Annotated in this window: 18 protein-coding genes; 5 read left to right on the top strand and 13 right to left on the bottom strand. The window is 49.1% G+C overall.

All coding sequences use genetic code 11. The features are described 5' to 3' along the window. Positions 1–77: 77 nt before the first annotated feature. Positions 78–1,067 (bottom strand): acyl-ACP desaturase, encoded by a 990-nt coding sequence (locus CLV60_RS24165; protein ID WP_106597961.1) that lies wholly within the window; start codon positions 1,065–1,067, stop codon positions 78–80. A gap of 141 nt (positions 1,068–1,208) precedes the next feature. Here CLV60_RS24165 and CLV60_RS24160 point away from each other — a divergent pair, with 141 nt between their 5' ends. Both CLV60_RS24160 and CLV60_RS24155 read left to right on the top strand, forming a co-directional pair. After that, the gene (locus tag CLV60_RS24160; protein ID WP_106597960.1) at positions 1,209–1,964 is read left to right on the top strand and encodes a lysophospholipid acyltransferase family protein; all 756 of its coding nucleotides are present in this window, start codon (positions 1,209–1,211) and stop codon (positions 1,962–1,964) included. A 119-nt stretch (positions 1,965–2,083) separates the two neighbouring features. Next, positions 2,084–2,476: a hypothetical protein gene (locus CLV60_RS24155; protein ID WP_106597959.1), complete on the top strand. Its 393-nt coding sequence runs from the start codon at positions 2,084–2,086 to the stop codon at positions 2,474–2,476. A 69-nt stretch (positions 2,477–2,545) separates the two neighbouring features. Here CLV60_RS24155 and CLV60_RS24150 read toward each other — a convergent pair whose 3' ends face one another. Both CLV60_RS24150 and CLV60_RS24145 read right to left on the bottom strand, forming a co-directional pair. After that, positions 2,546–2,992 carry a GNAT family N-acetyltransferase gene (locus tag CLV60_RS24150; RefSeq protein WP_106597958.1) on the bottom strand — a complete coding sequence of 149 codons (447 nt, stop codon included), beginning with the start codon at positions 2,990–2,992 and terminating at the stop codon, positions 2,546–2,548. A gap of 66 nt (positions 2,993–3,058) precedes the next feature. Beyond that, positions 3,059–3,424, bottom strand: coding sequence for a hypothetical protein (locus tag CLV60_RS24145; protein WP_106597957.1), 366 nt, complete (start codon positions 3,422–3,424; stop codon positions 3,059–3,061). Positions 3,425–3,588: 164 nt separating this feature from the next. Here CLV60_RS24145 and CLV60_RS24140 point away from each other — a divergent pair, with 164 nt between their 5' ends. Continuing rightward, entirely contained in the window at positions 3,589–4,971 is a 1,383-nt protein-coding gene (locus CLV60_RS24140; protein WP_106597956.1) for a thioredoxin family protein, read from the top strand. Positions 4,972–4,994: 23 nt separating this feature from the next. Here CLV60_RS24140 and CLV60_RS24135 read toward each other — a convergent pair whose 3' ends face one another. Then, complete coding sequence (locus CLV60_RS24135; protein ID WP_106597955.1) at positions 4,995–6,353, bottom strand: acyl-CoA dehydrogenase family protein; 1,359 nt, start codon at positions 6,351–6,353, stop codon at positions 4,995–4,997. 122 nt (positions 6,354–6,475) lie between these two features. On the opposite strand from CLV60_RS24135, the gene CLV60_RS24130 reads away from it, so the two are divergent. Then, positions 6,476–6,682, top strand: coding sequence for a hypothetical protein (locus tag CLV60_RS24130; RefSeq protein WP_106597954.1), 207 nt, complete (start codon positions 6,476–6,478; stop codon positions 6,680–6,682). Between the two features lie 7 nt (positions 6,683–6,689). On the opposite strand, the gene CLV60_RS24125 is transcribed toward CLV60_RS24130, so the two are convergent. Genes CLV60_RS24125 through CLV60_RS24115 form a run of 3 tightly spaced genes read right to left on the bottom strand, consistent with a single transcriptional unit; the run spans position 6,690 to position 9,313 of the window. Further along, a complete protein-coding gene (locus CLV60_RS24125) occupies positions 6,690–8,435 on the bottom strand; it encodes a glycoside hydrolase family 9 protein (RefSeq protein WP_106597953.1) in 1,746 nt (581 codons plus the stop codon). Between the two features lie 57 nt (positions 8,436–8,492). Then, the gene (locus CLV60_RS24120; protein ID WP_106597952.1) at positions 8,493–8,879 is read right to left on the bottom strand and encodes a winged helix-turn-helix transcriptional regulator; all 387 of its coding nucleotides are present in this window, start codon (positions 8,877–8,879) and stop codon (positions 8,493–8,495) included. Between the two features lie 20 nt (positions 8,880–8,899). Further along, a complete protein-coding gene (locus CLV60_RS24115; protein ID WP_106597951.1) occupies positions 8,900–9,313 on the bottom strand; it encodes a Dabb family protein in 414 nt (137 codons plus the stop codon). A gap of 207 nt (positions 9,314–9,520) precedes the next feature. Here CLV60_RS24115 and CLV60_RS24110 point away from each other — a divergent pair, with 207 nt between their 5' ends. Continuing rightward, positions 9,521–9,964: a cupin domain-containing protein gene (locus CLV60_RS24110; RefSeq protein ID WP_106597950.1), complete on the top strand. Its 444-nt coding sequence runs from the start codon at positions 9,521–9,523 to the stop codon at positions 9,962–9,964. 192 nt (positions 9,965–10,156) lie between these two features. On the opposite strand, the gene CLV60_RS24105 is transcribed toward CLV60_RS24110, so the two are convergent. The 6 genes from CLV60_RS24105 to CLV60_RS24080 form a co-directional block, all read right to left on the bottom strand. Continuing rightward, positions 10,157–10,636 (bottom strand): DUF6934 family protein, encoded by a 480-nt coding sequence (locus CLV60_RS24105; protein ID WP_106597949.1) that lies wholly within the window; start codon positions 10,634–10,636, stop codon positions 10,157–10,159. A 77-nt stretch (positions 10,637–10,713) separates the two neighbouring features. Next, positions 10,714–11,730 carry a DUF6807 domain-containing protein gene (locus CLV60_RS24100; RefSeq protein ID WP_106598148.1) on the bottom strand — a complete coding sequence of 339 codons (1,017 nt, stop codon included), beginning with the start codon at positions 11,728–11,730 and terminating at the stop codon, positions 10,714–10,716. Between the two features lie 41 nt (positions 11,731–11,771). Further along, a complete protein-coding gene (locus tag CLV60_RS24095) occupies positions 11,772–13,112 on the bottom strand; it encodes a Gfo/Idh/MocA family oxidoreductase (RefSeq protein WP_106597948.1) in 1,341 nt (446 codons plus the stop codon). Positions 13,113–13,238: 126 nt separating this feature from the next. Continuing rightward, positions 13,239–14,576 (bottom strand): 3-keto-disaccharide hydrolase, encoded by a 1,338-nt coding sequence (locus CLV60_RS24090; protein WP_106597947.1) that lies wholly within the window; start codon positions 14,574–14,576, stop codon positions 13,239–13,241. A gap of 144 nt (positions 14,577–14,720) precedes the next feature. Next, the gene (locus CLV60_RS24085; RefSeq protein WP_106597946.1) at positions 14,721–15,617 is read right to left on the bottom strand and encodes a sugar phosphate isomerase/epimerase family protein; all 897 of its coding nucleotides are present in this window, start codon (positions 15,615–15,617) and stop codon (positions 14,721–14,723) included. A gap of 87 nt (positions 15,618–15,704) precedes the next feature. Beyond that, the gene (locus CLV60_RS24080; RefSeq protein ID WP_229211109.1) at positions 15,705–16,148 is read right to left on the bottom strand and encodes a RagB/SusD family nutrient uptake outer membrane protein; all 444 of its coding nucleotides are present in this window, start codon (positions 16,146–16,148) and stop codon (positions 15,705–15,707) included. Positions 16,149–16,167: the final 19 nt, after the last annotated feature.

Genomic DNA, 16,167 nt, shown 5'->3' with positions numbered 1-16,167 from the left:
GACGGCCGACCGCTGACGGCCGATCTCATGCCAATATGGCAAAATCGGCGGTCAGCGGTCAGCGGTCGGTCGTCATTTTACCGGCTTATCCAGCTAAACTCATATTCCAGATCCGGAATGCGGGTACGGTCGGCGATTCTTCTGAGGCGTGCGGGAAGAGCCATGAGGTAATCTCTTGCTTTTTCCGCTCTTTCGTTGATGTCGCGAACGGAACCGATATTCCATTCTTTAAGCAAATCTTCGAGGATATCGATGTAATCCAGCGTCGTGTACACGCCCAGGCGTTGTGCGGCATCGGAGAAGTGTGAGAACGTTTCGCCCATTTTCACGCCGGTTTCCCGCATGAAGTGCGCCGGCATCACGATCTTTTTCTTCATCATATCTTCCAAAGCCAGTATCAGCTCCGACGGGTCGACTTCCAGGATACGGGTTACGAATGTCTTGTATGCCTTTGCGTGACGCATTTCGTCGGAAGCAATCACACCGCATATTTTCGATAAATGCGGGTTACCGAATTTCTTCGCGAGCGTGGCCGTACGGCGGTGCGAAACGTTGGTAGCCAACTCCTGGAACGAAGTATAAATGAAGTTCCGGTAAGGGTCACGGTCGGTGCCGATATCGAAACCGTCGGCAATGAGATATTGTGTAGAAACCTCCATGGCACGCATATTCACACGGCCCGAGAGATAAAGATACTTGTTGAGCAAGTCGCCGTGGCGGTTTTCCTCGGCCGTCCAGGCACGCACCCATTTCACCCAGCCGGATTCCGGCTCGTCGACCTGGTTGACACCAATCACATCCACCAGCCAGGATTCGTAAGTAGGCAGCGCCTCTTCCGTAATCGTGTCTCCGATCAGCACAGCAATGTAGTCATAAGGCAGGTCGCGGCAACTTTCCTGCAAAAGCTTCACTTCATGCAAAAAATTCTCCCGCGTTGCATCGGGCAGAAAATCAGCGGGTTGCCAGTTTTCCTCGATCGGCTTCAGGTATTCTCCAATCAGCCCGTCGAGGTCTTTGCCTATATGTTTCATTACTTCAAGCCTTTCGGCTGAAAGCGTAATATCCATTGGTATTTCGATTTAAACACTATTGACTATTTTACAAATAACGTGAATTATACGTAAGTTTTGAATGACAATTGTCATTTCACGTCTTAGAATTTGGAGTAACCAAAACAGATTTAGACTATTTTTGCAAAAAAAATAAGAATGAAAAAAATCCTCGATTACGTTCTGAGTGCCCTCTACCTGATCCATTTCGGTATTACCCTATTAGTTTTCCATGTTATACAGGTCATCGCATTCAACGTCTTCGGCAAAAAGGCGCACAAGGTGTCGGTCGACTGGCTTAATTTTTCCCTCACATTCGGGCTCTACCTCACCGGTGCTCGTATCAAGCTTAGGAATCTTGCCCAGTTACCCAACGACCGGCCGCTTATATTTGTAGCCAACCACCAGAGCAGCTACGACATTTCCCCTATTTATTGGTATATGCGGAAATACAGTCCGCGATTTGTTTCCAAAATAGAACTTGCAAAAGGTGTTCCCAGCATTTCCTATAACCTGCGCAAGAGCGGTGCGGCGCTGATCAACCGCAAAGACGGCAAGCAGGCCATTATGGAAATCGCGCGCCTCGGCAAACTGATCCACGACGAAAAGGCCTCTGCGATTATTTTCCCGGAAGGAACCCGCACTGCCAGCGGCGATATGAAACAGTTCCAGTCGGGCGGTGTTGCTACGCTGCTTAAACGCGCCCCGGACGCACTCATCGTGCCGGTTGCGATCGATGGCACGGGCGCAATGAACCCAAAAGGTATTTTCCCCTTGAAATCATTCTGCGCATTAAGCTTCACGGTATTGCCCGGCATTGAACCTGCCGGTAAAAAAGTAGAAGAGGTATTGGCGGAGACACAGGAAGAAATCAGGAAGGTGATCCAGCCTGGATCGTTTGCCGTCAGATCCTGACCCCTCACAATGATATTGGTATCCAAGGCCTTATATCGGCTTAACAATCGTTAACAATCCCCTTTTAAACCTCTTCGGCAAGTAGCCCTCTAACCCACAAACATTAAAACTTTTGGGTTATGAAAAAGATACTTTTTGCCGCAGTGGTTCTCGCATTAGGATTCACCAATGCTTCCGCCCAATATGGTCCCCGTTACGATCGTGACGGCTACCGCGACGGTTATAGCCGTGAAAGAATGTCTGACATTAACAGACTCCAAAGAGAAGCACGACAAAATATAGCCAACGGTGTACAATGGGGCACCCTCACTTCCCGTGAGGCGAACATGCTGATGAACCGCTACGAAAACATCGAAGACAAGGAACGCCATTTCGCCCGCCACGGCCGCTTGTCGAACCGTGAAGAAAGAATTCTCCGCAATGACTTGCACGAACTGATGTCGGATACCCGCCGCCTGAGCCGTGACCGCGACCGCTGGTCTCGCGATGGCCGTCACAGAGACAGATATTAAGAGTTAAAAGGTTATAGTTGAAGGTTTAGGGTAATGCAAAAAGCACCGGGACGTTGGCCCGGTGCTTTTTTATTCATTTTTGAAGTATCTGACGAGCTTTACATGCGACTTTTCGAACCCTTCACGCTGGTAGAATTTGTGCGCCTGCTCCCGCGTAGCACGCGAGGTAACTTCCATCTGAATGGCCCCCGCTCCCTTTGCAAACGCTGTAACATGCTCCATCAATACCTTCCCAACCTGTTGCGAGCGATATTCCGGTTCCACATACATTTCCTGAATTTCGGAAACCAGGGCAGCGTGATGCAATAGCGGCTGAATATGGCAGCTTACCATTCCGACAGGTTTACGATCCAGCTCGGCGAGGAAATAGCTGATATTCGGGCTTGCTATGTTACGATCGAAAGCCGCATCGAATCCCGGCCGATCGAGGACCATGTTTTCGAGACCGCATATCATATCGTAAATGACCTCGCGGTCGGCGGCAGTTGCGAGACGGATGGTAGTGGGTGCGCGCACTTTGATTACGGATTGAGTTGAGCGGCACAAATTACACCAGTCGTTGCATAACGGCAATAAGATGGGCTATTTCTCCGGCCAGATTACGGGGCCTCGCGTATCTCCCCGGACCGTTTTCGTAAATTCCTGCATTTCTTCTTGTGTGAGTTTCGAAAGGTCGACGCGGGAGCCGTCGCAACGAAACACTGTGCAAATGTTGCAAGACATATAAAGGATAGTGTAATCGAAAATGATTTCACCCTTGTACTTCCCGACAGTGACCATGAGCATATTTTCCTGCTTTTCTGCCTTCAAAGAGTCAATCTTCGCTTTCAGCCAGGGAAGATTCCGGACTGGGTCTTTTACACCGCATACGTTGAGTGTCGACGAAACTGTATTGTCTTTGCAGGAAAGTATAAAGACCAGAAAGGCGAAGAGCAGAAGTTTTTTCATAAGTCGGAATTAGCATAATGATTTGGGTATGAGACACCCAATTTGTAAAAACGGTTGTAGAAGCCTGCGTTTTCTTTGAATATAGTTGTTATAACATTTATGTTATTTTAATATACGGTTACAAAATTTAAATTACATTTGAAAAACTCATCAACCTGACGAATATGAAGCAAATTGTACTGGCAATTGCATTGATCATTTCCTTTCACAGCCGCGGTCAAATTACGTTCATTGATAGCAATACGCTCTGGAAAGAGCTTTCCAAACAGGCAAAAGAACAGGATAAACTTATTTTTATCCATTTTGAAAACAGCGAATGTGTCCAATGCAACGAAGTGGCTTCCATGGGTTTTAGCAGCCCGGTACTTAAAAAGATCTTCGATGAGGAATTCATTTCCATTCGCTGCAATGTAGGTACCTCCAATGGGCAAAACCTGGCGCAGAAATTCCGGATCATGAGTTCGCTGATGTCGCTTTATGTAGATTCTGACGGAAATATCCTGCATGTAAACAATGGTTCCACGGGCGATTCATATACCTATTTAAATGGTGCTGAACGGGCGCTCGACCGCAAAGGAAAAAAGCAATTGCCCGACTACGAAAGAGAATATAAAGCAGGCGTGCGCGCACCGGCATTCATGAGGGAATTTATGATTAAAAGGAGGGAGTCGTCTATGGCCATTGATGACCTGCTCGACGAGTACGTCAGATCTCTCAGCACCGATTCGCTCAGCAGTTTCAAGATTGTCAAAGGGATATTTGAATTTTCCCCCGCAGTAAACAGCCTGGCCTATCAAACCATTAAAACCAAAACACCTAAATCAATAACCGACAGTATATTCAATTCGGCTAAACCCGACGAACGGAAGGCTATGAATGAGGGAATTCTTGAAAATTCATTCCGCATAGCCACGCATAAGCGGGACGATAAAATGGCCTCGCAAATCGCTGAATTTGCCAGGGAAGCTCAGGGAAAAAACCGGTCTCAAGGTGAAATCGATTCGGCCAAATGGATGGTCAAATACTACTATCGGATCGGTGATACGCGGCGATATTTTGAAAACGCAGCAAAGCTGATCGAAAGCAAATACATGCCGTTAACTGTCGATTCCCTTGATGCTATGGACGATGCTGCCTTTAAAGCGCAGCAAACCTTTTTTATGTCTAAACGCGGCAAACGGGAACGTGACATAACGGTCATGTCCATGGCCATAGCGCCGCCTTCCCAGTTTGTTTATCTGGAACTCAATGAACATGCCTATCATTTCTACGAGCTTACCCGAGACAGGGAATTACTGGAAAAAGCATTGACCTGGTCGAAAAGATCGATGGACTTATCCAATGCCAAAAGATCAAATGCCGTCACTCCATTTCGGTTGGGAGACCCTAACTTTATTGATACCTATGCACACATACTTTATAAACTGGGCAAAAAAGAAGAGGCCATTGAATGGCAAACCAAAGCAGTAGAAGCGCAAAAGGTTTCGGGTATGGCCTACGAATCTTTTGAAATACGCCTTAATAAAATGAAAACAGGCACATTATAGCGGCCTATGCACCTGTTTTCGCATTATACAAACGCACTCTCCCCTGTAATTGCCCTTCCGACGATCAGCGAATTGATTTCCTTCGTGCCTTCGTAAGAGTAAATGGCTTCGGCATCGGCCACGAAGCGGGCAATGTCGTATTCGAGCAGGATACCATTGCCTCCGAACAGCTCGCGCGCATGGTCTACGATGGAGCGCATACGCAGCGTACAGAAAACCTTCGCGAGGGACGCATGCTCGTCGGCCAAGTCGCCCGCGTCCTGCAACTGGGACAGCCTGTACACCATCGTCTGCATAGCCGTGAGATCGCCCAGCATCGTTACCAGCAGGTCCTGTACCAACTGAAAACCGGCTATGGGCCTGCCGAACTGCTTTCTTTCCATTGTGTATTTCAAAGCCAGCTCGTACGCCCCGCGCCCGCAGCCGACCGCCTGCCATGCAACGCCCGCGCGGGTCATGCGCAGCACATTGGCAGTATCTTTGAACGAGTTCGCATTTTGAAGCCGGTCGGCCTCGGGTACACGGCAGTCGGTCAATGTGATCAAAGCATTCTGTACGGTGCGGAGCGCCATTTTATCCTCCATTTTTTCGGCTTTAAAACCAGGGTTTTCTTTGCGCACGATAAATCCTTTTACCTGGTTATCATCCACATTACGGGCCCAGATAATCGTGATATCCGAGAAGGTAGCATTGCCGATCCATTTCTTTTGTCCGTTAATAACCCATTCGTCACCTTCCCGCTTGCAGGTGGTGGTGAGGCCGCCCGCGGCTCCGGAACCCACCTCCGGCTCTGTGAGCCCGAAGGCACCTATCAACTCCATTCGCTGCATGACGGGGAGCCATTGCTGCTTCTGCTCCTCCGAACCGCACAGGTAAATAGAGCCCATCGCGAGCCCGCTGTGCACGCCAAAGAATGTTGAAATGGACGAATCGACACGCGCCATTTCCATCGCTATGAACCCTTCCAGCAATGCCGACCGCCCGGCGCAGCCGTAGCCATGGTAGGTAAGGCCGCAGATGTTCAGCTTGGCCATCAGCGGTATGACGTGCATCGGAAACTGCGCATTGTTCCAATAGTAATTCGCAATCGGCCGGATTTCCGTTTCCATAAACTCCCTCACTCTGAGCTGAATTTCTCGTTCCTCGGGATTGAGCGTCGCCCCCAGTTCATAAAAATCCCCATTAACGGCAGGCGGAACTTTCTTTTTGCCGGACCCCGCTTGCATGAATTTGAGCATTTTGCCGAGGTCGTCATCGCTCATTTTAGAAACCACACCCATTAACTGGTTCAGGTCAACTTTCCGGGAAAGCTTTGCTACGGCTTCGATATCGATGGATTTGAGGAGATCGCGTATCTGAGAAATGGATTTGAAAAGATTCATCTGGTTTGTTGGATTGTGATTTGATAAAGAGTCCGCTCCGCGGGCGGTTCTACTGCACTACCCTAAAAAAGTGACGCCAACGGGAATGGAATTTGCAGGTACCAGTCAAAACCTGAAAAACCATGAAAACGCAAACCAACAATGTAGAAGGCGGCTCGCCAAGCCACGGCGGGCCAAAAAGCAAATCGAAACAAAGAGATGATAGCCGAAAACCTTCGGGAGTCCTCAAACAGGAATCCATCCGAAAATCGGAGAAGGTAAATATGACCCAGAAAAAGGGGTATAACGAAACGCCTGAGACGGTTCCGGTAAAAGGCAAAAAGGCTTGAACCACGCCTATTTCATCGTTGCTTCCATTGCAGCGGCGAGATAAACCATTGGTGCATTCCAATTTATCGCGATCTCATTGGAGGCGTATGAGCAATCGTTATCGGTGAACGACTCGTCGGCAAATTTGTTCGGGTAACCCGCGCATTTGTCCTGCTGCCCCGGATTAGGGCCACCCGAGAGCAAGCCCGGTAAGGGGTCTACGATTCCATCGGCTATCGAAAGGCGATGATGCGGATGCATGACACGCTTCGCGCCAAAGCCTGTGAGGAAACAGTAGCCGGTTACATTGCGCCCGAGCAGGTAATCGAGGTTACCCAATGCCGCGTGAAGGTACTTTTGATCTTTTGACAGGCGATAGGCATACAGCAACGCAATTCCCTGGTTAGCCGCCACCGAGCTGCTGCCCCAGGCATAATCCTGTGCCATTTTGCCCATTACGGTATGATATGGTTGCGCTTCCAGGTTTGTCAAAAGGTTATCTGCGTAACTCAGAACATTCTTCCGCAATGCATCAAACTGCTCCGAGGGCAATTTCAAAGCTTCTGCAAAACGGAGCAATGTGTAGTATCCCAATGTTTTCACCTGGCTCCAAGTCGGCAGGGTCATGGGTTGCTGCAATTCCAGATCGATATTTTTGATATACTCAGGCTTACCCGCAGCGGCATACATTTCACTCGCCGCCCAAATCCACTCATCCTTCACGGAACGGTCGCCGTACGCTCCGGTAACCACGTCGGGATCAAACTCCTTATTCATAGCTTCCTGGTTGTACAGGACGGCCGGATGCTTTTCGGCCCACTGCCAGCCCTTCACAGCCGACGTAATGCAGGAATCGGCAAGGCCGGGGAATTTATTGTCAAAATTTTTGAACACCCGCGACGCCTGTGCCATTACCGCAACGAAATCCAGCGTTGCAGCGGTGCCTTTCTGCACCACATACCGGGGATTTTTCGCGGCATCCGGCATAATCATCCCATCGAAACGCGGGTTCGTAAGCTTGTGGTAAACACCTCCGTCCGCGGGATCCTGCATCGTGAGCATCCATCGCAGGTTCCAGACAATCTCATCGAGTAAATCGGGAACACCGTTGTTGCTCTCGGGAATATTGGTGTTAAAATCTTCGAAATAGAGCGGATAATCCTCGTATAACGAGAGTAATGTTCCCATCGTAATGCCGGAATTGACGATGTATTTATTGTAATCCCCAGCATCATACCAACCTCTTGGCGAAGAAATTACAGTATTCTCAGGCCGCCGGTCCGAAACAGCCGACGCATGAATCAACACCTTCTCATCGGGGTGCCCGGCAGGGCGCGCCCACTTGCCTGCATATTTTTCGGGTAGCTCAATGGAAGCACGCTGATAATAGTACCCTTTCAATGCGGCCTCGGCAACGCTTCGATGGACGCGGTCACCGATGCTGAATACGGCAGACTTTCCCAATCCTGCTATTTCAATGACATAGGCTCCCGGCTTTTGCAGCTTACTGAAATCCGCCAGCCGGGTGTGCTTTCCCGAATGCTGGCTCGTGCGAACTTCCCCTAGTTTTCCTTTTAAAACCGTTTTTCCCGACTTAGCCTCCTTCACCTCAAATGTACCTCCCGCTTCGGCAGCAATAACCGCTACTTTGGGTGCTGCGGTATAAAATCCGACCTGATTCAACCGGATCGCGTCCGAATGCTGTGCAAATGCAGGAGAAAAATTCAGGCTGACAACGGTCAGCAGGGCCGCCAAATGGGGGAGTAACTTCATTACATTCAAACGAATTTTATTTCAAGATCACAAAGTCTCCGGGCCGGCGACTCTACCTCAGTCCTGCAATTCTTTTACGGGATGCTCGATGTTCGTACCGGTAATTACCAGGCGATGGTATTCGCCCCATTTGCGGAGTTCTTCGATCAACGGTTCGAGCGTGCGGGCATGCTCGGTACGCTCATACTCGATCACCGGCGGGAAGGAATCGTACACCTTGCGCTCTACCAGCATGTTCATTTCCAGCTCTTTCAGCTCCTTTGATAGCATACGCGGGGTAATATTCGGAATGGCATTCTGTAATTCCATGAACCGCTTGCTGCCCAAGGCCATGGCAATGAGGATAGAAATCTTCCATTTTCCGCTGATCACATCCAGCGCGTCGCGTACGGGCAGAATCATCTCCCGGCATTCGGGGTGGTTTTCCTTGAAATTCTCTTTCATAGCTTTTCGCTTCAATACATTTAATCTATCTTCTTTGGCCCTACCGAGTCGTACACCACCATTTTTTCCCACAAATGGGCATTATGCTCGATAAAATCGAGGTAGACAGGGTGTGTCTGATAGATCTCTTCTTCAATAATATTCTTGAAAAAACACAGCCAGGAAATTGTGTAGTCCTTCACGATCACGGAACGGTTGGTAACCGCCGGCTTTCCGATATGCGCGTACTGGATCATCGGAGCCTTGGCGAGCTTATGCAAACCCTCCAAAAGCTGCGCTTCGTGCTGGGCATTATTAGGCTCTTTGAGGTAAAAGAAAACATGATGAATAAACAGCTCCCTGGTCCTTTCCGGCTCGGCAATGACAGGGGAAACAGCGGCGAGCGAAGCCATTCCCGCATTTCGCAGGAACTTTCTTCTTGATTGATCTTCCATGGGTTGAGCGCAAAAACGATAGCGGAGCATTTGCCGCCTTTCGGCTTCAAGGATAATGCTTATTTGCCCATTATCAAAACACTATGGCATTCGCAGATTGCTTTTAAAACTAATCCAATAAAAATTTAAATTATTTTGACATAATATTCAAGGTAAACATTCCAGATAGAAGTCTTTCTACTTAAAATACTCAATATACCCCCTATTATGAAAATCACTAAACGAGACTTAACCGTCGCCTCTCTCTCTGTTTGTTGTACCTTGACCTGCATTATCGCCCAGCCCAAAGGCAGCATCCTTGAATCAACCGTTTTCGACTGGAACAATATCGCTGTAAGAGGGACCGCCATCGGCTCTGTAAGAACCTTTTTCCGTTCTCCGACAGCCACAACTGATGAACTCGAATGCCACGTGACCACATTGAATCCGGGCGAAGCCGCACATGCGCCTCACAAGCATCAGGAAGAAGAAGTAATTATTATTAAGGACGGCACCGTAGAGGCGCTAGCAAATGGAGAAAAGAAAAAAGTCGGCCCCGGTTCGGTCATTTTCCAGGCATCCAACCAGATGCACACCCTCCGCAACGTAGGCAAAACACCTGCGACCTACCATGTGATCAGCTGGCATTCTCCCGGAACGATGGATAAGTAGTTATTTCTTTTTGAAAAGGTGCTCGGGGACGGGGTGCTTTTCTAGAAAAGCCCTGGCCTCGTTGGCCTTTTTTTCGAAGAATTCATCCTCATTAACCGGGCGCACTATCGGCCCAGTAGCTCGTTTCACTTTAATTTTGTTAATTTCTATTACCGACATAGCTATCTTTTTTGGTTACTCCAATTTAAACATTCATTCCTTACAAATCAAGAATGCGTCGTACTCGACTCCCAATTCAATCTCACGCCATTGCCCGTATCGGCTAAAAGTCGCTTCGCCAACATTTTCGCAACGACTGATTTTTGACTTATATCCCGTCACTGTATAATTGCTCAAAAGTGGTAAAATCCTATTGATACCCATTTGATAAAGTCGTGTGCGCGCTCGGGTGCTTCCGGTTGCATAGACGCTTACTTGGGGAAATAGATCGAGAAAGATGAGGACTGTATTGGCCACGGTTGCCAATATCTTCTGGCTATCGCCATTCCTGAGTTCGATCAAATCGTCCAGTATTTCGGTCATCGGATCTAGTACACCGAAGCCAAGATTAAAGGTATTTTTCCATACATGGGTGAACTTTACGCGCATTTCAAATTTACCCTTCGATCCTGTGCTGAAAAAGCGATAGGTCCGTTTATCTAATTTCTCAATTTCATAGTGCTCTAAATCCATTCTAACAGATATTAAGGTAGCAAAAAAATAGCCAGCGAAAAGTCGCTGGCTACCCTTTCAATCTGCTATTATACAAACTATTCCGTCTTCGCGTACGCGGCTGCGAGGTCGTTCAGCGTGGCATCTTTCAAATGCTCTGAAGCAATTACCAGGCGGTAACGGAAGGTCGTCGATTCACCTTTTTTCAACTTAAAATTGAGTGTTTCCTTGCCGTCGCTAAGCGCTTTCATGCCCAGCGGGTTCACAGCGAACAAACCGTAACCTCTCGCGTGCCAATAAGCGGGATAGCCCACGTTTTTAGGGTGGTCGATCATCGCAATGCTGATGTTCTCGTCCTTGATCTTGCCAGTCAGGTTACACCAGATCGCGCGTTTGCCCCATACCGTTTCACCTTCCACACCGTTGCTGTTACGATAATTACCGGTAATGCCTTCATTGTTCATCACCGGTACTTTGGTGGCAATACCACTTGCATCCGTGAAGATTTCGGGCTTGTTCGAAGGCAGTTCGAGCTCACGTGCCACGCGAATCGCATACATTCCGTCTTTTACATCGGGCATATTCACCTCCGGCAATACCGCTGTCAGGGTGGTACTGCGATCGATAATACGGGTGTCGCCTTTACCGCTGAAAGTGTATTTGGTTACCTCTTTCAAGGTCAGCGTGCCGTTTTTATCAACCCAATCGGCCGTAACAACGAGCTCACCTTTGTCTTTACCGCTCTTTGCAGAAGTGATGCCGGTATGAATAATCGTCCCGTAAGCGCGTTTTTCGTGGTTTACGGCATCGGAGTTATTCCAGTAGTCATTACCGTTGACATCCTCGTAATTGAGCCAGATACCTACGTGGTGCGGGTGATCCACACGTTCGCCGGCGCGAGGATCGAGTGGCCATCCGCGGGTGATCACCGTTCCTTTGGCGGTCATTACCGGGTAGAGTACAGCCTTTTTCAGTTTCTGCTCGCCGGGGTAATAATATGCCGTAAATGGCTTTCCATCGATCTTCACCTCCACTTTTTTGTCCTTATCGTTCCGGACGAGATCCACCTTCTGTGCGAAAGCGCTTCCGGCAAAGGCAACGGCGGTCAGTGCCAAAGCAGTATGTTTCAAATTCACTGTTTGATCTTTTAAAATGGTTAGCTAAGCACGATTTCCTTTTTCTTCGGATCCCAGTTCACACGTTTTCCGGTATGCAATGCCTTAGTAGCCATAATATTCGCCACCGAGTGATTGAAACCTACACGGGCAGGTGCATTCGTTTCCTTGCGGCTGCGGATACACTCCATCCAGTTGCGCATGTGCAGCGAAGTCATCGGATCGGCGCCGGTGTTGGCGTCGGTCGCGATTTTATCACCGGTTTTCAGCGACATTTCAGGAAGCAAATTCGCCTGCAAGCCCATTCCTTTGGCATCTTTCTCTTTCAAGCCGCCTTCGGAAGTGATCTTGTTCGTATCGAGGTTGATCATGCCGCCATTTGAATAGTAGTACTCCTTCACACCGCCAGCCTCATTGTTGAAGCGGGAAGAGTAAATCACCTGGAAGCCCTTGCTCTTGTCGTCGAAAGGACCGTATTCGAATGCTGCGCTGAAAGTATCGACATTCGTACGGCCGTCTTTCCAGGTGTAAATACCGCCGTTAGCTACCACATTACGCGGCGCGTCGAGGCCTGAGAACCAGTGTACCGTATCGATCTGGTGAGCCATCCATTGTCCCGGAATACCCGATGAGTACGGATAGAACAGACGGAACTCGAGGTAGTAGCGCGGGTTCCACTCCACTTTCGGACGGTTCATCAGGAAGCGGTCCCAGTCAGTATCCTCCTTGCGGATTTGCGCAACAAGGTCTTTACGTCTCCAGCGACCCGGCTGGTTCACGTTCCAGGTCATTTCAACAGTTGTAATGTCACCAAATTTGCCCGATTTGATATATTCATAAGCCGCCCAGTAGTTGGGAGCACTGCGGCGCTGCGAGCCTACCTGCACGATCTGCTTCGATGCTTCTACTGCCTTCAATGCCACCTTCGCATCTTCGAGCGTCTCGGCAAATGGCTTTTCAACATACACATCACGGCCCGACTTCACGGCTTCCGCGCAATGCAATGCGTGCTGAAAATCGGCAGTACTGATGATTACCGCGTCCACATCCTTGCGACCCAGCAACTCTTCGTTATTGCGTGCTTTTACAAATTCGCTTGCCGCATAAGGTTTCCCTTTCATGAATGCCTCCGCTTCGTCGCGGCGACGGTTCCAAAGATCGGAAACACCCATAAACTCAAAGTTCAGTTCCTTGGCGTGATCCGAGAAGGAAGGTGCCAGCGAGCTGCGAAAACGGTCCGAGAAACCGATGATACCTACCCTTACGCGGTCATTGGCTCCCACGATACGGCGGTAGCTGGCCGCACTGAAAGCATTGGCGCCTACTGCGACACCCGCAGAAGCCAGTGCTGCATTTTTAAGAAAATCCCTTCTACTGGTCATGATATTGGATTTGAATAAAAGTTGACTTTTTGATTGCCATTCGGTCCGATTTACGGGCAATCGTCTCTAAATGTCGGATGCCCGTTTATCTACTGTAATTTTTTACCTTTTTTCCGCCATTTCGGACTATTTAATCTCCTTCACTTTCAAACTGCGGAAAAACACATTGTCGCCATGGTCCTGCAACAACAGATTACCCTCCTGAGACAGCCCGAAACCTTCAAACTTGGCGAATTTTGAGCCTGCCACAAACTCCTTGAACTGCGGGGAGCCGCGCACATATTCCACCACTTTATAGCCATTCAGGAAATGCTGCACGGTGCCGTCTTTCTGTACCACAATACGGCCCTGGTTCCACTCACCGATCTTTTTCACTGCATTCTTTGGACGATCCGCAGGGATCACATCATAAAACGAAGCAATGGTGCGGTTGCCATTCTTGCCCAGCTTCGCATCGGGGTGACGCTCGTCGTCGAGCACCTGGTATTCGCAGCCGATACCCGACTTGCCATTGGAATTGAATTTCTGATCTACGAAATATTTGACGCCACTGTTGGCTCCTTCTGTGAGTTTAAACTCAAATTCATATTCAAACGCCGGTCCGTAAAGCTTGCGGGTAACGATGTCATTACCGGTTTCGGAGCCGTCGGATTTAGAGATATTGATCACGCCATCCTGATAACTCCAACGCTTGGCCGGGAAGTCTGTGCCGCCGTATGAACGCCACTGATCTACCGATTTACCATCATACAGCAATGAATAGCCCTGTGCTTTTTCCGCAGCATCGAGGTTGTTTGGAATCAGGTTCACAATGCGCACATTGCTCGCCGGGCTTGGTTTCAGGTTGGCAGTTTTAATACGTACATTCTTCCAGCTCACCTGGGTACCTTCCATTTCCTTACTGCCGATGGCATGTACTTGCAGGCATATGAAACCCACGGGCGTCATGTCGTCCACCACGTGTGCCACCGGTACTCCATTCAGGAACGTGCGGATCGAGTTGCCGATCGCTTCGATGCGGTATTTGTTCCAGGCGTCTCTCTTGAATGCTTTTTTGCCTTCCGGATTCAGGTCGAGCGGATATAGCCAGCCGCGGCGTGCTTCGTCGTAAATACCGGCCGAATAAGCGCGGTCGCTAGGGTCGATTTCTACCTGGTACCCATGCACACGGCCATTCATGTATTCAGGTTTCGACAAACTGCGGATCTGAATGCCCGAGTTAAGCTTGTTATCAACCTTTACATCGAGTTCGAGGATAAAATCACCGTAATCTTTCTCGGTTGTGAGGAATGAATTAGGTGTACCCATCACGGAAGTGCCCACGATGGCGCCGTCTTTCACTTCATATTTCGCCTGGCCGTTGAGTTGTTTCCAGCCCGTCAGGTCCTTGCCGTTGAAAAGGTCTACCCAGCCATCTTTTGATTTCTGAGCTTGAAGCGGAGCGGTAAGGAGGAACGCGGCCATCGCTGCCAGCGGTAATCGGAATTTTTCATTGTGCTGATTAAAATGATGAATAACTGAAAAATGCGAAAGGGCATCCTATCTAATATCAGTTATTACATTAATAACGAAATATTAATAGGAATACCCCTACAAATCCAGTTCGGACTACAATGGATATTTTAAAACCTCGGTGATATACTTTTTGTTAGTTTCGGCACAAATCAGCGGGGATTTTTCCGGGTCTGGTACCCCATCGAGTTCCACCACTGCCCAGCCTTTGAACTTCACTTTATCCAAAGCCTTGAAAACCGCAGGAACGTCCACTCTGCCCTGCCCCAGTTCTACAAACTTGTAACCGCTTTTGGTCTCGGCCGGTTTGGTGTCTTTCAAATGCAACGAATGCAGAATATCCTTATACTTGATAATCGCCTCGTGCGGCTCGCCGCCGCCCTGCTTGTAATGCGCGATGTCCAGCAGCAACTTGATGTAACGCGGGTCCATGGCCTGCACGATCGCATCCACTTCCTCGGGGGTTTCACCAAGCTGGTTCATATGGTTGTGGTAAACAGCCTGCACGCCTAGGTCGGCGGTCTGCTTACCGACTTCATTCATGACTTGCGCGAGCTTTTTCAGCTCTTCTACCGACGGTGCGCGGTCTTTCGGGCGAAGACTATTGGTGAGCTGCATCGCATTACCACCCAATGCCTTCACAAAGCTCGCGTGCGCCACGTGCGTATCCACCGTACTTTCAAGTTTGGCCGGATCGATCTCCACGTTGCCACTCGAAAACATGCAGAGCGTAAGATTGTTTTTAACCAGGGCATCTTTCAATTCGGAAGGCTTGTTACGGTAAGGCCCGAAGGTATTGGCCCGCAGCTGAATACCCTTGAAGCCCAGCCCGGCCAGATCGGCCATGGCCTGTTCGTCCTTCCCGCCCCAGGTAATGGCAGAATATCCAATTTTAATGTCCCCTTTCTTTATAGCGGCTTCGAGCCAGCCGGTACCCGCGATGGTAGCGGCCATCGCCCATGAAGTGTTTTGCAGAAAATTCCGTCTGTTCATCTCAGGTTTAGATTAATGTAAAAATCCATAACCCCAAGACGACATAAAACGACAATGACCCGCTATCTGCGGGCCATTGCGTGTGATTTATTTCGGTATCTCTGTCAGCGGAGGTACATTCTTATCATATCCCGCATATCCCTTGTTCTGGTTAATCCTCGCCTGCGTATTTCCGTCGATCGCGGATTGAGGAATCGGCCACAACACGTGGTAGGGACTCATCGTGTACTCGTCCGCATGGCGCGTTTTCACACCTTTATTATAGAAATCGCTTTTCTCCATAACCCGGTCATAAAAGTAATTGTCGTCGGAGAATTTGTCGAGGCTATATGTTTTGCCATTTGGTGCCGGCTTGCCGGTTTGCGCGAAAATGTAGGCAATGCGCGTCAGCTCGGTTTTTCGCGGCTCTTCGAAATAAAGCTCGCGGGCACGCTCGTCGAGGATGGTACCGATATTGATTTTCCCCCCAGCCAACGGTGCACAATTGGCACGGGCGCGTACTACATTCACATCTTCGGCTGCTTTTGCCATGTTTTTTTTCAGACTTCCG

It is taken from the genome of Dyadobacter jiangsuensis (genome assembly GCF_003014695.1).
GTDB lineage: Bacteria > Bacteroidota > Bacteroidia > Cytophagales > Spirosomataceae > Dyadobacter > Dyadobacter jiangsuensis.
Note: the sequence above shows the minus strand (reverse complement) of the source record. Positions and strands in the feature narration are given on the sequence as shown.

What these genes read in the sequence shown, in the direction of transcription:
- CLV60_RS24165 (WP_106597961.1), bottom strand. Translation starts at nt 1,067, where the DNA reads ATGGATATTACGCTTTCAGCCGAAAGGCTTGAAGTAATGAAACATATA.
- CLV60_RS24160 (WP_106597960.1), top strand. Translation starts at nt 1,209, where the DNA reads ATGAAAAAAATCCTCGATTACGTTCTGAGTGCCCTCTACCTGATCCAT.
- CLV60_RS24155 (WP_106597959.1), top strand. Translation starts at nt 2,084, where the DNA reads ATGAAAAAGATACTTTTTGCCGCAGTGGTTCTCGCATTAGGATTCACC.
- CLV60_RS24145 (WP_106597957.1), bottom strand. Translation starts at nt 3,424, where the DNA reads ATGAAAAAACTTCTGCTCTTCGCCTTTCTGGTCTTTATACTTTCCTGC.
- CLV60_RS24140 (WP_106597956.1), top strand. Translation starts at nt 3,589, where the DNA reads ATGAAGCAAATTGTACTGGCAATTGCATTGATCATTTCCTTTCACAGC.
- CLV60_RS24135 (WP_106597955.1), bottom strand. Translation starts at nt 6,353, where the DNA reads ATGAATCTTTTCAAATCCATTTCTCAGATACGCGATCTCCTCAAATCC.
- CLV60_RS24130 (WP_106597954.1), top strand. Translation starts at nt 6,476, where the DNA reads ATGAAAACGCAAACCAACAATGTAGAAGGCGGCTCGCCAAGCCACGGC.
- CLV60_RS24125 (WP_106597953.1), bottom strand. Translation starts at nt 8,435, where the DNA reads ATGAAGTTACTCCCCCATTTGGCGGCCCTGCTGACCGTTGTCAGCCTG.
- CLV60_RS24120 (WP_106597952.1), bottom strand. Translation starts at nt 8,879, where the DNA reads ATGAAAGAGAATTTCAAGGAAAACCACCCCGAATGCCGGGAGATGATT.
- CLV60_RS24115 (WP_106597951.1), bottom strand. Translation starts at nt 9,313, where the DNA reads ATGGAAGATCAATCAAGAAGAAAGTTCCTGCGAAATGCGGGAATGGCT.
- CLV60_RS24110 (WP_106597950.1), top strand. Translation starts at nt 9,521, where the DNA reads ATGAAAATCACTAAACGAGACTTAACCGTCGCCTCTCTCTCTGTTTGT.
- CLV60_RS24105 (WP_106597949.1), bottom strand. Translation starts at nt 10,636, where the DNA reads ATGGATTTAGAGCACTATGAAATTGAGAAATTAGATAAACGGACCTAT.
- CLV60_RS24095 (WP_106597948.1), bottom strand. Translation starts at nt 13,112, where the DNA reads ATGACCAGTAGAAGGGATTTTCTTAAAAATGCAGCACTGGCTTCTGCG.
- CLV60_RS24090 (WP_106597947.1), bottom strand. Translation starts at nt 14,576, where the DNA reads ATGGCCGCGTTCCTCCTTACCGCTCCGCTTCAAGCTCAGAAATCAAAA.
- CLV60_RS24085 (WP_106597946.1), bottom strand. Translation starts at nt 15,617, where the DNA reads ATGAACAGACGGAATTTTCTGCAAAACACTTCATGGGCGATGGCCGCT.
- CLV60_RS24080 (WP_229211109.1), bottom strand. Translation starts at nt 16,148, where the DNA reads ATGGCAAAAGCAGCCGAAGATGTGAATGTAGTACGCGCCCGTGCCAAT.